Annotated in this window: 13 protein-coding genes; 7 read left to right on the top strand and 6 right to left on the bottom strand. The window is 37.0% G+C overall.

The window, feature by feature from the left end:
* Positions 1–28 precede the first annotated feature (28 nt).
* From rsmD to EFD62_RS04655, 3 genes are read left to right on the top strand one after another with little or no spacing between them, the layout of a single operon-like run.
* The gene (rsmD, locus tag EFD62_RS04665) at positions 29–634 is read left to right on the top strand and encodes a 16S rRNA (guanine(966)-N(2))-methyltransferase RsmD (protein WP_328590671.1); all 606 of its coding nucleotides are present in this window, start codon (positions 29–31) and stop codon (positions 632–634) included.
* 41 nt (positions 635–675) lie between these two features.
* A complete protein-coding gene (coaD, locus tag EFD62_RS04660) occupies positions 676–1,155 on the top strand; it encodes a pantetheine-phosphate adenylyltransferase (RefSeq protein WP_069193280.1) in 480 nt (159 codons plus the stop codon).
* 29 nt (positions 1,156–1,184) lie between these two features.
* Positions 1,185–1,622, top strand: a complete 438-nt coding sequence (locus EFD62_RS04655) for an ATPase (protein ID WP_069193281.1) — start codon at positions 1,185–1,187, stop codon at positions 1,620–1,622.
* A 22-nt stretch (positions 1,623–1,644) separates the two neighbouring features.
* Here the strand turns inward: EFD62_RS04655 and ylbJ are convergent, their stop codons facing one another.
* The 5 genes from ylbJ to EFD62_RS04630 all read right to left on the bottom strand — a co-directional run bounded on the left by ylbJ (position 1,645) and on the right by EFD62_RS04630 (position 8,986).
* A complete protein-coding gene (gene ylbJ, locus EFD62_RS04650) occupies positions 1,645–2,943 on the bottom strand; it encodes a sporulation integral membrane protein YlbJ (RefSeq protein WP_069193282.1) in 1,299 nt (432 codons plus the stop codon).
* An 87-nt stretch (positions 2,944–3,030) separates the two neighbouring features.
* Entirely contained in the window at positions 3,031–4,464 is a 1,434-nt protein-coding gene (locus tag EFD62_RS04645) for an AbfB domain-containing protein (protein WP_069193283.1), read from the bottom strand.
* 102 nt (positions 4,465–4,566) lie between these two features.
* Complete coding sequence (sigI, locus tag EFD62_RS04640; RefSeq protein ID WP_069193284.1) at positions 4,567–5,304, bottom strand: RNA polymerase sigma-I factor; 738 nt, start codon at positions 5,302–5,304, stop codon at positions 4,567–4,569.
* Between the two features lie 164 nt (positions 5,305–5,468).
* Positions 5,469–7,535: a carbohydrate-binding protein gene (locus tag EFD62_RS04635; RefSeq protein ID WP_069193285.1), complete on the bottom strand. Its 2,067-nt coding sequence runs from the start codon at positions 7,533–7,535 to the stop codon at positions 5,469–5,471.
* A gap of 230 nt (positions 7,536–7,765) precedes the next feature.
* Entirely contained in the window at positions 7,766–8,986 is a 1,221-nt protein-coding gene (locus EFD62_RS04630; protein ID WP_069193286.1) for a serpin family protein, read from the bottom strand.
* Positions 8,987–9,189: 203 nt separating this feature from the next.
* Here EFD62_RS04630 and EFD62_RS04625 point away from each other — a divergent pair, with 203 nt between their 5' ends.
* Positions 9,190–11,385: a cellulose binding domain-containing protein gene (locus tag EFD62_RS04625; protein ID WP_162302503.1), complete on the top strand. Its 2,196-nt coding sequence runs from the start codon at positions 9,190–9,192 to the stop codon at positions 11,383–11,385.
* A 338-nt stretch (positions 11,386–11,723) separates the two neighbouring features.
* Here EFD62_RS04625 and EFD62_RS04620 read toward each other — a convergent pair whose 3' ends face one another.
* Positions 11,724–13,001 carry a DUF362 domain-containing protein gene (locus EFD62_RS04620; protein ID WP_069193288.1) on the bottom strand — a complete coding sequence of 426 codons (1,278 nt, stop codon included), beginning with the start codon at positions 12,999–13,001 and terminating at the stop codon, positions 11,724–11,726.
* A gap of 229 nt (positions 13,002–13,230) precedes the next feature.
* On the opposite strand from EFD62_RS04620, the gene EFD62_RS04615 reads away from it, so the two are divergent.
* From EFD62_RS04615 to EFD62_RS04605, 3 genes are all read left to right on the top strand, one after another.
* On the top strand, positions 13,231–14,406 hold the full coding sequence (locus tag EFD62_RS04615) for a sensor histidine kinase (protein WP_069193289.1): 1,176 nt from the start codon (positions 13,231–13,233) through the stop codon (positions 14,404–14,406).
* Positions 14,399–15,049, top strand: a complete 651-nt coding sequence (locus tag EFD62_RS04610) for a response regulator (protein WP_069193290.1) — start codon at positions 14,399–14,401, stop codon at positions 15,047–15,049. Before EFD62_RS04615 ends, EFD62_RS04610 begins: the two co-directional genes overlap by 8 nt.
* Positions 15,050–15,413: 364 nt before the next feature.
* Positions 15,414–17,882: a methyl-accepting chemotaxis protein gene (locus EFD62_RS04605; protein ID WP_069193291.1), complete on the top strand. Its 2,469-nt coding sequence runs from the start codon at positions 15,414–15,416 to the stop codon at positions 17,880–17,882.
* Positions 17,883–17,899: the final 17 nt, after the last annotated feature.

Raw genomic sequence — 17,899 nt, 5'->3', positions numbered from 1 at the left:
TTGACAATTGTATCTGATAATATAAAATATCATTATAAGCGATAATATTCAATATCAACTGGAGGAATTTGTTATTTTAAGGGTTATAGCAGGAACGGCAAAGGGACATAAGCTTAAAACAATAAAGGGACTTACCACAAGGCCGACATCGGACAAGGTAAAAGGATCTGTGTTTAACATTTTAGCCGTTTTGATACCGGAGGCAAAGGTTCTGGACATATATGCGGGCACGGGAAGTCTTGGGATAGAGGCTTTGAGCAGAGGGGCTGATTCTGCTGTGTTTGTGGATAAAAGCAGTGAATGTTCACTCACAATAAGGGAGAACCTCGCTCACACAAAGCTTGAAAGCAAAGCTACAGTTATTGCCGGTGACGTTTTTGTGATATTGAATAAAATTTCGAAAAATAACAAAAAATTTGATATAATATTTCTTGATCCGCCATATGGCAAAGGACTTGTTGGGGAAACGCTTAAGAGCATAGTTGAAAATGATATAATTGTGCCGGAAGGAATAATTGTTGCAGAGCATGATGTTGCAGACATGGTTCCGGAAGAAGTGGGCAGTCTCAAAAGGTACCGTTGGCAGAAATACGGTGATACCGTTATATCCTTTTACAGGTCAAATCCTGTATGAGTGGACAATGATTTAATCTCTACGGCAGGAAGGTATGTATAGTGAGTATATATGTATATCCCGGAAGCTTTGATCCGGTAACAAATGGTCATATGGACATAATTCAAAGGGCAGCAAAATTGTGTGACAAACTTGTGGTTGCAGTACTTGTAAACAGCAGTAAGAATCCTATTTTTACGCTGGACGAGAGGGTAGATTTATTGAAATGTGCCGTTAAGGGTATAGATAATGTGGAGATTGAAAGCTTTTCGGGGCTTTTGATAGATTATATGAAGAAAAAGAATTCTAAGGTTATTATTAAGGGCTTAAGAGCTGTTTCGGATTTCGAATACGAACTGCAGATGGCTCTGTTGAATAAAAACCTTGACTCGGATATCGAGACATTATTTATGATGACCAATATCCACTACTCGTTTTTGAGTTCTAGCTCTGTAAGGGAGCTTGCAAGAAATAAAGGCAAAATTGACGGACTTGTTCCGGACTGTATAAAGGACAGAATTATAGATAAGTTTGGCAAATAGTATTGCTAAAAACCCTGGGAGGGATAAATATGGAAATGCTTTCAATTCTGGAAACGCTTGAGGATCTTGTTGAAAGAAGTGTCAGTGTACCGTTTTCGGGAAAGTGTATGGTGGATAAGGAAGAAATCCTTGAAATTATCAAAGAAATCAGGCTGAAGCTTCCCGACGACATCAAACAGGCAAAATGGGTAAAAGAGGAGAGGCAGAGAATACTCCTTGAAGCACAGAAGGAAGCCAATAATATAATAAAGGATGCGGAGAACCAGATTGCATCCTTGATTGATGAACATGAAATTACAAAAAAGGCATATGAGCAGTCCAATGAGATTATTTCCAATGCGCAGAAAAATGCGAGAGAAATCAGGCTTGGGACCAGGGAATATGCTGACAGTGTCTTAATTAAGGTTGAAGAGATCTTAGAAGAAACATTGGAAGTAATAAGGTCAAACCGGGAAGAACTGAAGTAATAGGCAAAAGTTTCACGCCGCTTTAACCCATGGAGCGGCCGAGAAAAGTCTTGAATATGCATCTTATAAAGTAGAATACCAGTGATATTGCTGTCAAAATTAACAGGATGATAAACGAAATAAATACATTCTGAGCCGAGTATATTAAGGCATTGTACCATGTAAAGTTTGAAAAGGGTGTTATAACACTAAGAACACTTTTGGCTATCAAAGGAGCCGTAAATGGTAGTCTCAATGCGATTGATATATATATTGCGGCAAATACTCCCTGAAGCATTTTACCAATCAAATAAGGCTTTATGCTTATATCGGTTTTGCTGACAATGCTGTAAACTTGAAAGTGCACCGAGAGGCCTGCCCATCCGAGCAACAGGCTCACCGCTGCCAGTTGCCCTTGGAGCGTTGTGCTTGCTGCTTTGCTTATCATACTCGTTCCTGTAGTCATTTCAATAAATCCGCTCAATATGGCTGAAATCATTTCTCTGCTTATTCCTAAAGGTGACAGGAGCTGAGAAACAAAAGCCGACAGGCTGGATATAAATCCGATTTCAATCAAGATATTGATAATAACCGAGAAGAGAATAATAAACCCTCCAATGGAGAGCATTACATTAATTGAGTTTCTTATGGCTTCTCCCAGGATTGTTCCGGGGTTTAGTTTTTGTTTGCTGTTATGAATTACTTCTTTTTTGAATCTCGTCCATAGCTTTTTGTCATCTCTAAACTCCCTGTTGCGATTGCTTCTGCCATAGAATCGGAAGAGAATCCCTACGGTAATACTTGAAAGTATGTGACATACAAGAAGCAGAAGCCCCAGTTCGGGCATTCTGAACATTCCGACTGCAACAGCGCCGATAATAAAGAGAGGGCCTGAATTATTGGTAAAAGATAAAAGCCTTTCGGATTCTATTTTGCTAAGGAGTTTTTCATCCCTCATGCTTGCTGTGATTTTGGCGCCTACAGGATAACCGCTGGTTATTCCCATAGCAAAGGCAAAGGAGCCGCAACCGGGCACGTTAAAGAGAGGACGCATGATGGGTTCTAAGAGGATTCCTATGGCTTTAATGAATCCTGTTCTATAGAGGATTTCGGATACAACGAAAAAGGGGAAGAGGGAAGGAAATACAACATTAAGCCATAGGTTAAGCCCGCTACCGGCGGATTTTACTGCAGTGTCGGAAAAAATAATAAGCAGTAGGATAAAAAACATACAGACCGCCGGAAGTATGAGGGACTTTAGGTAAATAACCCTGGTGGATTTTATATTAATGATTAATACCATTGTAATAAGTACGATTATTGTCAGTGCGTAGAGGTTCATAATTCACCCGCTATAAAAAGTCTGCTTTTTAGATTATATTGTACGGGTGGTAAAATTATACTTGCTGCAAAAAGTAATTTACAAAGGCTACTCAGCTTTAATTCCAATATATGTGGAATCCTTTTTACCGAGATCGTTTTCTATTTCTTCTATATAAATATCAAAATCCCTATGCCTTATATATCTTGAAGGATAATTGAATGACTGAAAAGAAATCATGTTTTCATCAGCCAAACCCGGCACAACTTTAAAAGTTGCATCTTCTTTGTACAAATCCGTATCTTCGTATTTTTTTAGAATAACTTCGAAGTTTTCATGTTTTAAGTAATATCCCGGATAGTTCTTTGACTCAAAGGAAATACAGCTCGGGTCTGCAAGACCGGGAACTATCTTAAACATAGAATCCTCAATAGGCTCTACATATGAAGAGATACAAGCACTAAATGATTTAACACGTATAAAATACCCGCGATAGTTGCTGGATTCAAATCTCATAAACTGTGAATATGCTATTTTAGCAGTAGGTGTCAATGTTGGTGTAGGCGTTGGTGTCGATTTTGGCGATGCCGTTGGTGCTGATGTAGGCGTTGATTTTGGTGATGCTGTTAGTGCAGATGTAGGTGATGATGTCGGTTGCAATGTAGATGAAGGAGTCGGTGCCGATGCTGCTGGAGTTGTCGGTGTAGATGTCGATGCAGGGCTTGACGTTTTTATTGGAATTTCTTCTGGAGTTTCATTTCCTGATTCGTCGTCCAATATACTTTTTATCAGCTCATTGACATTAGCTTCCTTAACTTCTTCAAAAGATAAATCGCTTTCTAGATCTTTGTACGTATTATACAATACGTATCTGCCGGTAGACATCCCTTCAGTGCGCGCAGCTTCTCTTTCCTCCATATCTGCATGCACGATATATACACTGGAGTTACTGCTCTTTTGAATACTATCTTTCAATGAATCTATAATAATATCAAGTTTTTCTTTTTCCCTCTGAAATTCTTCATTATGATCCCTTTCTTTGCTGTTTAATGTACTTGAAATCAATACACAATCTTTTTCGGTGTCACTAATAGCATTGCTCTTTTTTACCTCATTTATTATTTTATCAATAGCCATAGAGACGTTAGTTTTGGTAACCTCCAATTTACTAACAAGTACCTTTGCATCCTCATTTAAAGGAACCAATTTCAAGACATTTCCAGTGCCATCAATTTCAATCTCAAGGCTAGGATTTATATCGACACTAATGTAAGCAAAAACTTTGGGGTTGTATAAAATATTATTTAAATTTATTATTCCTGCAAAGTTTAATAAGCAAGTTATCACAAATAGAAAGCAGGCAACACTTAAAGCCGGTTTTATTAGAACCGTCCTTTTCTGAATAATTTCTTGCTTTGTAAATTCAATTTCCTTTCCTACATAAATTGTAGGTTTCCTCTTGATATAGTAGCACTGAAAATCATCAGTACTTACTATCGCTTTGTTTTTTGTCAGTTTCAATATAACACCTTGATATTTCATTTCCATCCTCCGAAAAGTGTAGATTACACAAATTAAAACTGTATATTTATGAGCTTTTAAATATATTCGTATGTATACGGATTTTTGTGCTTTAATAATACATTAAAATATTTTGCTTAAGTATGCTTTGAAGTTTCCATAATCATTATCAAATATTATACATAAACATATAATAAATGCTCTGTTTCTTTCAACAGTCTTTGGATGTACATCAATTATTTTTGAAAGCTCTTTCATTTGTATGTACTTTTTTGTTTTTAATTTATTATAAATACTCTTGTTTTCAATTATTTTTTTAGCGATATCTATACACATTTGTCTTGAGTCCTTGTGCTTGGGCATGTAGTCAGGTAAATTATTTATACTTAGACCAAAACTCTCTAGTTGTTTTGAAAAATCCTTCAATTCGCAAATAAATTCGTAGCTGCCTGGCGCTTGATCAGCCTCAGCAAAATTTATTATTTTCTCAAATTCGGTTTCACTTTTACTGTTAAAATACGAAAAAGGAATTTCTTTTCTACCAATTGATGATGTTTTTCTGAAATAGTCTATCATTCTCTTTTTTATCACCAATTCTGCGAATTTGAGGAAACTTCTACCCCTATTAATGTCAAACTTCTCAATGGCCTCATTAAATGCCATTAGGCCAACGCTATATTCATCGCTGCTTTTTAAATCTATCGTTTTTGAGGAATAGAAGCCTGATACAATATTTAATATAAATGGGATATAGTCTTTTATAAACTTTTCTTTTAAATGCTTATCGCCATTTTTGATTTTTTGAACAATGTGGGTTGCTGTTTCACTAGTATAATCTACAATAGCAGAAATAAATAGCATATCTCTCTTCCCTCATTAATAATATTCCATAAAGTAAAAAATTGATTTTAACTCGAGCATAATTTTTTATGCCCGAGTTAAAATGTATTGCTTAATAATTACGTATCGATATCAATAATAACTTTCCTTTAGCTTTTAGAATTATATAATTAATATCGGAAAATCTATATCGGGAATGTATCAATTATTTTCAATATATATCGCATAAGCAGTGTAAGATCGGTAGAGGTTACATTTCCGTCTCCATTAGTATCGGCATTGGAAAGATTCTCTCCCGTAAGCGGTGCTATTTTAAGCAAATGTCTCTTCAATACTGTGATGTCCGTCGAATTAACCTTTCCATCACAGTTTACATCGCCTATCTTATTTGTATCACTACCTTTATCGAATGTAAACCAGTCAATATTTACAGCACCTGTAAATACAAGATACAAGTCATGCTTTCCGGTAACTTTGCTAATACTGCAGCTCTGCTCTTCGTAGGCATTAAAGCCATCGGTGGATGCCACCGATAATGTACCTACAAGAGTACCGGTTGGACTATCCAGTCGCAGTTCTATATTAGGAGTACCGGTAGTGGCAACTAATGCTTTAAACGAGTTTGCTCCGGTTCCGAAGTCAATATCTTTATATACCAAGTAGTCACCTTTTTCAATATATCCTATACCGCTTCCTCCACCCGCGGTACCTATTTTTTGCATCGTCGAGGATTTAATGTCATTAAACTCTTCGACCTCTAATCTTGAGAAAGCACTTCTTTCAGTTACGGGTACCGGTGAAGGTCTTGGTGAAGTTGTAGGCGTCGGTTGTGTTGTAGGAGTTGGTTGTATTGTAGGAGTTGGCATTGCATCGGAAGTGAATTTCCACCAGCTGAAATTGAATAAATAATCATTGCCTCCTGTAAATTTAAAAAACAAATCATGAACGCCGGTCGCTCCACTAATTGAACAGGACTTTGTTGTCCATTTCTGCCAACCTCCGGTTCCTTCTACCTTACAGGTTCCAATCAATTTCCCTGTAGGGCTGTCCAATCTCACTTCAATATTTCCACCCTCTGTATTACTTGCTACTCTTGCCTCAAAACTTGTTGCGCCACCACTACCGAAATCAACTCCTTTAACTTGGATCCAATCACCATTTTGTATAAATCCAAGATTACGTCCACCTTCACTGCATTCTTCAGTTTCAATACCGGATTCTTTGTGTATATTTACGGCAGTATTTTTAACGTACGGATTTACATATTTGAGCTGTTTCAAACCATCTGTTGTCGGAACTACCTGCTTAATGGTACCGTCAGAGTTGTAAAACAACTGATCAATAGCTACATTCCTTTGGTATGCAGGTTCTTCTCCACGTTGTTTGGCCAAAGTTCTGTTATGATACACACAATACCAATTGCCGTTAAACTCAACAGTAGTATGATGATTATTGTTATTATAATTATCAGGCGGCTGTGGTAATATAACCCCTTTATATGTAAAACCGGTGGTAGGACTATCACTCATCATATATTCAATCTTAGATGCACCTTGGGAAAAATCGCTGGCATATGAGAAATAATACTTTCCTTTATATTTATGCATCCATGCTGCTTCAAAAAAACGGGGAGCACTCATTGACATGGCAGAGCCTACTGTGCTTATCATATCGTTGCCAAGCTTAATAACTCTGATATTGTTTTGTCCGTTTCCGCCAAAGTACATATATGCCTGACCATCATCATCAACAAAAACACCGGGGTCAAACAACCACATATTGGGTGCAGGCTGTACTCCCGGAGTGCTTCCGGTTATTAATGCCCGCGGTAGAGGATCTTTGAAAGGTCCTGTTGGACTGTCACTTACTGCCACTCCGATTCCGTTTCCTCCATTACCGTAATACAAATAAAACTTATTGTTGCGATACACAATTGAGGGCGCCCAGGAGACCGAGGCCCAACTGGAATCTCTTTTTGCATTAAATACTTCTCCATGGTCGGTCCAGTTTTTCAAATCATCTGTGGATATACAAGTTATATCCGGAATATTGTAGGTTGACTGACCGGGGGTAGCATCCGAATCATGAGAACAGTAAACATAAAGTCTGCCGTTATACACTACTGCGGTTGGGTCTGCTGTATAACGCTGAGTGAAAATCGGATAGTCTGCAAATCCTTTTTCTGGCAGTAACAACATTAAAAAACCAATAGCAAATGCCACCACCCATACCTTACTTATTTTTCTTAACATAACACCACTCCCTCTTAAAATTCATGTTCATTATTAAATTGCTTTTACATTATTTTTTCTCTTCGAATTACTTGTACGAAACATATGCTCAGTTTGGATTGGGAATTTTGATTTTTTTCTTTGCACAACTGCATCAATCGTATACTTGATTTAAGTTTAGATTGACTAAGAAAAAACAGGTATACTCATAAATATATACCTGCTTTCCGATTTATGTATATCTTTTTTGATCAATATTTTTCACAATCATATAGCTTACCCATAAATAGTATAGTACCTGTGATATCCTCGGTTATGAAGAATAAAAACGGTCTATCCGCAATAAATGAAGGCGCGTCAAGCATTGCGGAAGCATCTTTCACTTCAACCAAAGTAATGCCTGCAGCCGTGCTTCCTTCTTCATTAACCTCAATTACGGCTTTATGAAGTACATTGCTTATATACAGATCCTTTTCACTTATTCCGGAAAAATCTGCTTCATTGGAAAATGCCTTTTCCATCCCCATCGAAATAAGACAGTCATTTAAATTTTTAATTCCGTACTCCATCTTAAACCTTGGAATATTTAGCTTTACATCATCAACTTTTGAAACACTGTTTTTTATCTGTTCCCATTTATCTGCATCAAGAGTCTTTATAAAGTCATTTATAGAAATACTTTCGTCGGGTAGAACACAATACATTGATGTTTTGCCATTTCCGTAGGGAAGCCTTACAACCTTAAAGTCATCTCTAGTTCCGTATTCTATTTCACCTTTTCTCTTCATCATCATGACTTCTTTTGTTTGGCCATTTCCTGAGTGAAACTCTGTGCTGAAAGTGTCTCCTTTTTTAAACTTCTCAGTCCATTCTCCTTTAAAATAAATGGCATTTATAAGATACATTGCAGTATTTTGGGGTATCGGTGGTTCAACCACTTTTGTGATCTTTTTGCTTGTTGAGTCCGAAATCCATTTATTAATCTTATCTACTGCATTGGCTTTTGAGAAATCCAGTTCGGTAACATAGGCGTTAAACACATCTTTATTAATATCAATGAAATCCTTTTTAATCTTACTTTCTTGTCTAATCCAGATTGAATTGTTGATATCGAGTTCAACCTTTCTATCAACTTTGTTTAAATAGTCAAGGGTATACCTATAACATTCATTAACCTTATCGAGATCTATACCTTCATACTTCAAAGACTTCATCATGCCGTCTTTAGTCGTAGCTTCTGCACCTTGAACGGTCATGGAAAGTGCGGTCGAAATGCTGAGAGGAGAGATAAAAACATTTTTATCGTGATCCTCTTCATTAAGCCTTGAAAATATATCAAAAGAGAATTCGATATTGCTCTTTACAACATCCATATTAACCTTATTCACATCAAAAGCTGTATCACCTGTGCAACCTGTCAATATGCTTATTAAAGTAAATATGGATACAGCTATACAAATCATTCTTTTCATTTTATCAGCCTCCGATTTAATTCGATTTAATTTATTATATCCTTTTGACGCAAAGGCTGCAATTATGTTCCAGTAATCAGGACTAATTTAGCTTTTTTTATTTCACAAGATTTTCACTTTTTATTCATGTTTTTTGCACTCTTTTTTTTAGAGCATACTCTATAATAGAAATGATTTCTAAAATAATAAGAGGAGGAGTATATATGAAAAAACAAAAAAGAATTTCGATAATGATTGCAATTTCCTTTATTATTCAATGTTTAAGTTTAGTAACTTTTGCATCAAATTCATTTGCATCAACAGCAGGCATAAGTGTTCAGATGTATAATTCAAATACTCAGACATACAGTAACACGCTATCTCCCAATTTTAAAATTTATAACACAGGTACAACTTCAATCGATCTATCAACCATAAAAGTTAGGTACTACTATACTTCGGACGGAATCACGGGACAAACCTATACTTGCGATTATGCAGGACATTATTCAAATATTACTTCCAGTACAAAAGGTCAAATAGTAAGTATGGCTAATCAGACGTCAGACGCGGACACCTATCTTGAAATTTACTTTACAAGCTCTGCCGGTGTTATTGCTCCTAACTCATATGTTGAAGTGAAGGGAAGAATAATAAGTTATAATTATCAAAACTATACACAGAACAATGACTATTCCTTTAATCCGACAGCAACAAACTATGCGGATTCAAACAAAGTAACGATATATGCTGATGGAGTTCTTCAAGCGGGAACAGCGCCTGTAACCGAATCAACACAGGCAATTACTCTCAGATATGAGGCGGAAGACGGTATTACTACTGATAGCTCTATGATAAAGTCAGATCCATATTGCTCAAACGGAGAATATGTCGGTGACATAGGACAAAGTAATACATTGACCATAAATGCAGATATTCCTGAAACAGGTACTTATACTATGACGATATATTATCGCTCTGCTACCAATAAAGCAGTTAGATTCACTCAATCGAATGGCAGAAGTTATGGAATAGTATGTCTTGGAAACGGAAACGTAAGCAATATCGGCAGTGTAAGCACAGAGGTTGAGTTGAATGAAGGTACTTGTGACTTGGTATTTTCAAATCCATCAACCACTGCGCCTGAGATAGATTTTATAACAATAACAAAAGACCTTGTCGCCAATACTAATTTCGAATTGGGTACGAATGGCTCTCCTGTCGGTTGGACTGCACGCAAAGTAGGCAGTGACATTTGCTCATGGGATGCAAATGGTGGCGTGGATAATTCAAAGGCATTATCAATAACCTCCAGTTCATGCAAACCGATTTATGATTGTTCATATTTTGAATCTGAAGAGATAGAACTGGAACCTTATAAGTATTACAGAGCCGAAGTTTTAGTACGTACTGATATAACTTCTTCTGTAGGACATGAAAACTTCCAAGGGGCAAATATTAGTGTGAGGTTTAAAGCTACAAGTAAAAGAAACTATGAAAATTTCTACTGGGGAATGGTAAGTCAAGGTGTAATTAATAATAATAATGGCTGGACGACTGCCGTTATCAATTTCCAGGCTCCTTATGACGGAAAGGTAATATTCAGGTTGAATAACTGCAGTGCTATAGGGACTTGCTGGTTTGACGATTTTAAGGTATATCCTGATGATGAGATGGTTAAAATGGAAAGCAGCAAAGTAATGATTGGCTTGGAAAGATCTGCGATAATAGATAGTGGGATAACAGAACAACGTCTTGATCAGTTTATTAGCGCTTATGATCAATTGGTTAATGAAAATGAAGAATTTACAGGCCTTGATTATGCAGATCATTTCGAAAATGAAAAATTGAAGATTTTATCGAGGATTAACTTACCTTACGGAGGGGAGGCATCCACAAAGGCGTTTATATGGTGGAATGGTGATGGCGTTAAAGATGAGCTTGAACGATACAATAACCTGCGGGCACTCTCATGGACACTTCCTCATGAAATCGGACATCAATTCGATATTGCTAGATGGAACTTTGATGGTGAGTTCTGGGCAAGTTTTAAAGCCTTTGCAACTCTAACGACGACGAGAAGCACTATATATATTGGTGATAGTTACTATGGAGCAAATGGAAGACCCGGTTTGTGGCAATATTTTGAAGATAGAGACTTGGATAAGTTTAATAATAACGAGTATGCAGGAGATTATATAATAGGCGTATTGGGTGTTAAGTCAAATACATCTTGGAGCTCATTTACAAAAGCATTCCAATACTTTGCAGACAATAATAATAGTATCCCATACAGCGGTTACGACAAGTTCTGCTTATTCCTCGATAAATTGGATGAGTATGAAAATAGAGATATAGGCACTACACGTTCTCTCTTTACAAATCAACAGCTTCAGGTTATTAAGAATCAATTAAGATGATAAACATAGCGGCAATGCACTAAGTATAGATTGTATGGAAGTACGGAAAAAATATGCTGGGATTTAGTAGAGTCAGTAAAGATCTACTCTGTCTATAAAATTGATCCTTCTAAGTAGATATGTAGAAGTGATTGCAGATGTAAAGAAATGAATTGATCTGAAGTATTAGCCTCGACTGTAGAGATACAGCTTCGGGGTTTTTTTTATATATTTTAATATCCTACCGGTACAGTATTATGCCGGTAGGATATTAAACAATAAAATTACATTTTACCTAAAAACGATTCTAACCATGTATAAGTTTTCGATATATGGAATAATAGCTTAAGAGCTATAAGTTATTGCTTTTTAACCTTCTTGGCATGAAATTCCGGAGCTTCCTTAATTGCAGTTCCAAGAACCCTGAAAGCCTTGCGCATCATTTTTTTTGTTTCTTTGTCAAGCTTTAGTGGTTTGTCTCCAACATCACTCCAGCCTGGGATGGACAGATCATCGGGAGGTAGTTCCAATTGTTCCCAGTTAGCAAACAGTCGTCCCCAGTCTGAATTTAGGATTTCCCGGACTCGGTTGTAGTTTTTGGGATACCAGTACATATCATGGTAAATAACACTTGCCATGTAGGACCACGGCGCCAAAATTGTTTTTAGTGACCATTCTACCGGCTTTTTCAATGGACCCCAGTAAATTAAATGCTGACATTTGCTGGCGAAGGTCATTTTATCAAAGGGACCGACAAAATTCCACTTTTCATCTAAAGCATCCAGGTCTCCGACAATTTCAATCTGCCTAACATCTCCGCAGCCTAGACCTGCATCATGGGCCAAACGTATATATTTGCAATCCTTTAGCGGGTCGAAACCCATCAGTTTTGCTGCTACGGCGTCGATGGCTACCTGATCCGCTGAAGCCAGAAGAACATTTTTTACGTGAGGAACCATGCAGCGAGGACCCGGTCCGTCTCCGGCGAAAGTTCCGTCCATAACAGCGAAAACCCCGCTGTGGATCTTTTTTTGTATCATAAGTAAATCCACCAAAGTCTCATGTATCACTGGGTGAGTCCAATGCCTTTTTTCATTTAGGAGTCCTCCGAAAGCGTTTTTCATTGCTCCGGTAGTGGTGGTGAATACATGGGTCTTTACAGTAGGGAGGTGTATAATGTTCTCACCAATAAACCTTTTTGGAATGGAAAAGCCTTTTGGATAAACTTCATTCAGGCATAAAAACTTCTTTGAAAGATCCCCGACCGCATCCCTAATATCAATCCATTCTTCGCCCTCATAGAGGTGAATATTTCGAAGATTATGGGAGTTTATAACGTTAATTTGTTTGTTTTCCCTCTCTCCTAGATGAGAGTCAATTACCACTGTTCTATTATGGCAGCCGTGAATAAGTTCGGATTTGAACCCGTCACGCTTTAAAGCACGGATAACACCTTCTAGCTGCCACGGTGTCGTTGAACTTCCCGGATAGAAAAAGTGCCAGCTTATATTTATTTTGAGTGCTGTATCGATATTTTTGGAAATATAGTCCTGATAGTCGGCAAGATTCATCAATCTATGATAATCCTCTAATACTGTAGAGGGAGTGGTTTTAATAATGGCTACTTTTGACTTCATCTTTTGCTTGTCCTTTCTTCTTTTTTTAAAACATTATAACACATTTTATATTAGATAAGTAGGGGAATAAAATGCATTTTGATAAATTGAATTTAATAATGGGGGAATAGGGAGAATATAAATGTTGACGAATTTTCAAAAAAAATCTTATATTAACAGAAAACAACAAAGGATTTTGCGCCTCTATGTAGAATATAAATACTAGTCAAAAATATGGTGAGGTATCGAAGTGGCCAACAATAGAGTAGATACATCTAATTTGGATCAGATAATTAAGAAGACAGTTGAAGCCATAAATAACAGCAAAGCTGAGTTGTTTGATATTGCTGAAGGTGCAAGGAAAGAGTGTGTGAGACTCGAAAAGGAGTTGGAAGAGCTAAAACTTAAAACGGCAGAAGTTATTGAAAGTGTGCAACTGCTAGAGATTGCCCTTAAGGAAAGCAAGAAACAGCTAATGTTTGTAAGTAAAAGTTACGATAAATATTCTGAGGATGAGATAAGAAAAACCTATGAAAATGCTGACAATATCCGTGTCGAGCTTGCCGTAAAGCGAGAACGGGAACAATATTATATCAGAAGAAGAAATGAATTGGAATTACGACTAAAGGAAGCCTATAAGACTGTTAAGAAAGCGGATAATCTTATTTCTCAGATTGGAGCATCACTGAGCTACCTAACGGGAGACCTTGAGAATGTGAGCTTACAGCTTGAAGATTTGAGACAGAGACAGCTTTTGGGCATTCAGATAATCAAGGCTCAGGAGGAGGAGCGTCAGAGGGTTGCAAGGGAAATTCATGACGGACCTGCCCAGTCGATGTCCAATATTGTTTTAAAGGCGGAAATATGTGAAAGGTTGGTTGACTCCGAACCCGAAAAGGCAAAGGATGAACTTAAGATTTTAAAGTCTGTCGTCAGGGACACCCTTGGGGATGTTAGAAAAATAATATATGATTTAAGGCCCATGTCACTGGATGATTTAGGTTTGATACCAACCCTTCAAAGATATATAGAGACCTATCAGGAAGAATCTAAAATAGCAGTATCGTTTAAGACGAGAGGTACTTGTGATCAACTGAAGCCTGTAGTATCGTTAACGGTTTTCAGACTTGTCCAGGAAGCTATCAACAATATTAAAAAGCATGCTCATGCAAGTAAAGTTACTATAAATCTTGAATTTTTAGAAAAGGAACTAAAACTTTATATAGTTGACAATGGAGTGGGTTTTGATATTGATTCTCTAAAGACAAGAGGACATAACAATAACGGAGGCTTCGGTCTTATAAGTATGAGAGAAAGAGTGCAGCTTTTGGACGGTAATTTTGAAATTAATTCTACTATTGGTAAAGGAACCAGACTTTATATTACTGTACCTTTAATACCGGAAGAGGGGGTCTCAGATGGATAAGATACGTGTTGTGATTGCAGACGACCATGCTATGGTAAGAGAAGGACTTAAGCAAATATTAGAGCTTGAGAAGGATATCGTTGTGGTGGCACAGGCATCAAACGGAGAGGAAGCTGTAAAATTGGCAAAGGAGCACCAACCGGACGTTGTTCTTATGGACATTAATATGCCGGGGATGAACGGTTTGCAGGCAATAAAGGAAATAAAGACTGAGAATATCCCTACCAAAATTATTGTGCTTACCATTCACGAAGATAGAGAATATTTGTTTAAGACCCTTCAGATGGGAGCAGAAGGATATGTGCTAAAAGATGTGGATTCTGCAGTGTTGGTTGAGGCTATACGAAGTGTAAACAAAGGACAGTCATATATCCAGTCGAACATGACCAAGGAGCTCGTCAAGGAGTTTAACAGGGTAACGATAAATGAAAAGGGTAGAAATCCGGAAAACAATTTAACAGCAAGAGAACTAGAGGTTTTAGAGCTGATAGCAGAGGGTCTCATTAATAAGGAGATAGCCAGACGCCTTTTCATTAGTGAGAAAACTGTCAAAAATCATGTCTCAAATATTTTCAAAAAACTCAATGTATCGGACCGGACACAGGCTGCGATATATGCCTTCAAGCATAACATTACCAATTAACAATTGAATACCTTCCCCTTATAGAAGTGGGGGATCTCTATCTCTTTGTTATTAATCTCTTTAAATAGAATAACTGAGGAAATAAGTATGATACATGCTGTAATACTTGTTTCCTATTTTATTTAAAGGATTATTTAATTTATTCTTCAATAAATCCAATTTTCTATAAAGTTAATAAAAGTTTAGCACGATAAATCATAATAAATAGTATATGTTGCTATTTGCTGTATATATTATCCCGTTTTAAATATTCTAATATGTTTTAAATTGTTGCATTTCAACACAATTTTTGTATGGTATTTTGCACAAGCATGAATTTCTTTTATGTTAGCATCTTAAAAAAAGCAGATAGAGGTGGGAAACTATGGGGTTTGATTCTTTGGGCAGAATAAAAGCTGTAATTGTTAAAGCAATGAGGAAGGTCAGAAAATTAATCCAATTCAAACCAAAGAGAAAATCAATAAAAACTGCAAATATCAAAGGGAATAAAGAAGAAGTGTCCTATACTTATGCAGTTAATGACAAAAACTGGTTTGAAAAAGTGGTTCGGTTGTCAAAAATGAATAAAATAAAAATAGGTATAAAAATAAACCTTTCCTTTGCCATAACAATTATTCTGCTGTCGGTGGTCTTAGGATATTCCCTTATCACTCTATCAAATACCATGATAGAACAGGCTAAAGAGAGTACTTTGGGACTTATGGAGCAAACGGGTAACAATATAAAAATCGTTCTTGAGGAAATCGATAATTTAGCCATGTCTATTACCAGAGATATTACAATTGCTCCTGCCATAGATGAAATTAACAAGACAGACGATGAACATATGCGTGCTCGCTTGGCCAGCATTATAAAACCCTACCTCAATGCATATTACAGCTACAGGGTTGATACAATTGCAAACCTGACTTTGGTATCTAATACTGGCTATGGAATTATTGGAGGTGAGGGAACCTTTGAAGAATTGAGGTTTGATTACCGTGATTCCATAACGGCCAAGGAATTTGCACAAAGCGGAGTAAACTCATTATGGATTGATACACATATCAGCGATATTGCCTTCTTAAGGAGAAAGGGCGGCAACACAACGATTTCTCTTATGAAGTCGGTTTATACCGCAACGAGCATGAAAAGTGTTGGAAGCCTGCAGGTAAACATCAGGGAAGATTCCATGGAGCGTATACTTGAGAACGTGCAAATTCCCCATAACGGATACTTCTTCATAGTGGGCAATAAAGACAACATGATATTTAATCCTCAGAATATAAAAGATAACGGGCTCTTGATTGAGGACCTCAGCTATGTAAATGGAGAGGGGAAAACCAAGGCTGATTTATTGAAGAAGACGGAGTTGCTTTCTTTACAAGACAAGGACGTGAGAGATCTCTTGTATAAAATGGATACAGAAGTGGAGCTTGATGAAAAAACTCTCAAGGACCTCCATGAAAGGGACGGATATATAAATCTCCGTGTTTTTGAAAAGGTAAAGGAAAGTATAAACAAGATTCAGATGGAAAACAAACAGGCTACTTCCTTTGGTGGTATTATTGAAGAGGATGTTACTATCAATGGTAAAAGAATGCTGGTTACTTTTTACACTATAAGAGAAATTAAGAATACACCCCTAGAATGGACTTTGGTATCTATAACACCTTTGGAAAACATTACCCGAGATGTAAACTCCATAGCCGGGTTTATAGTACTTATCGGTATTGTATGCGTTATAGTAGGGTTACTTCTTTCGGTGCTGATTACCGGAGATATTTCCTTGGGTATTGGGAAGCTGATAAAATCGATGAATAAAATAAAAGAAGGAGATCTTGAAGTAAACAGCGATACCGACAGAAGAGATGAGATAGGAAGGCTCGGAGTAAGCTTCATGGACATGGCAGAAAACTTGAAGAAGCTTATCGGAAGCATAAAAAATGCTTCTGACATAGCAGTTGAATCATCCCAATCGGTATCCGCGACCTGTGAGCAGAACTATTCTTCTATCCAGGAATTTTCGGCAATGCTTGAGGAAATGAAGGATGAAATCAACTCACAAACACAAGAAATTGAGAATAATGATATTGTGGTTAATCAACTTTCGGAGCAAATACAAGTTATTATCGATGATTTCACAAATGTCAATAATATTGTTACTGGGGCAAAGAGGCTAAGTGAGGACGGAAAGGATACTGTCAATACATTAAAGATCAATGCTGATGAAGTAAAAAAGACTATAGTAGAATTCTCAGAGCTTATCGGCAGCCTTAGAAAAGAGTCGGCGGAGATTTCAAAAATTACTTCGGTTATTAAGGGTATTTCCAGTCAAACCAATCTCTTGGCACTGAATGCAACTATTGAAGCGGCAAGGGCGGGAGAGGCAGGAAAAAGCTTTAGTGTAGTTGCATCCGAAATTAAGAAACTTGCCCAACAGTCGAGAGTATCTGCAAATTATATTGAATCCAAGCTTAAAAACATAGGTAAGACTATTGAAAAGACCAATGAAGCTGTTAAATCTTCCAATGAGGTAATCAGTGGGCATGACCATGCTGTTATCGAGACAATAAATAAGCTTGACAACATTGTAGTTTTTATGGATAACATATTCAGCGCAATTACGAGTGTTACCGATTATGTGCACAATATAGAGGATGCTCGCTGCAATATTATTAAGTCCATGGAAAGGTTGAATGGCAGTACAAAGAACAATATTAGGGAGATACAGAATATTTCTGCCGCCATGGATGAACAGGTGGATTTGATAAAGCATCTCCTTTCCCTTTCGGAGGATTTGAGTACGTTGTCTTCAAGGCTTGAACAGACCATTAATATATTTAGAATATAGAAATTTCGATTGTGTTA

Source organism: Acetivibrio mesophilus (assembly GCF_004102745.1).
GTDB classification, from domain to species: Bacteria; Bacillota; Clostridia; order Acetivibrionales; family Acetivibrionaceae; genus Hungateiclostridium; species Hungateiclostridium mesophilum.
This window is presented reverse-complemented; position numbering and strand designations above follow the sequence as displayed.

What these genes read in the sequence shown, in the direction of transcription:
- EFD62_RS04655 (WP_069193281.1), top strand. Translation starts at nt 1,185, where the DNA reads ATGGAAATGCTTTCAATTCTGGAAACGCTTGAGGATCTTGTTGAAAGA.
- ylbJ (WP_069193282.1), bottom strand. Translation starts at nt 2,943, where the DNA reads ATGAACCTCTACGCACTGACAATAATCGTACTTATTACAATGGTATTA.
- EFD62_RS04645 (WP_069193283.1), bottom strand. Translation starts at nt 4,464, where the DNA reads ATGAAATATCAAGGTGTTATATTGAAACTGACAAAAAACAAAGCGATA.
- sigI (WP_069193284.1), bottom strand. Translation starts at nt 5,304, where the DNA reads ATGCTATTTATTTCTGCTATTGTAGATTATACTAGTGAAACAGCAACC.
- EFD62_RS04635 (WP_069193285.1), bottom strand. Translation starts at nt 7,535, where the DNA reads ATGTTAAGAAAAATAAGTAAGGTATGGGTGGTGGCATTTGCTATTGGT.
- EFD62_RS04630 (WP_069193286.1), bottom strand. Translation starts at nt 8,986, where the DNA reads ATGAAAAGAATGATTTGTATAGCTGTATCCATATTTACTTTAATAAGC.
- EFD62_RS04625 (WP_162302503.1), top strand. Translation starts at nt 9,190, where the DNA reads ATGAAAAAACAAAAAAGAATTTCGATAATGATTGCAATTTCCTTTATT.
- EFD62_RS04620 (WP_069193288.1), bottom strand. Translation starts at nt 13,001, where the DNA reads ATGAAGTCAAAAGTAGCCATTATTAAAACCACTCCCTCTACAGTATTA.
- EFD62_RS04610 (WP_069193290.1), top strand. Translation starts at nt 14,399, where the DNA reads ATGGATAAGATACGTGTTGTGATTGCAGACGACCATGCTATGGTAAGA.
- EFD62_RS04605 (WP_069193291.1), top strand. Translation starts at nt 15,414, where the DNA reads ATGGGGTTTGATTCTTTGGGCAGAATAAAAGCTGTAATTGTTAAAGCA.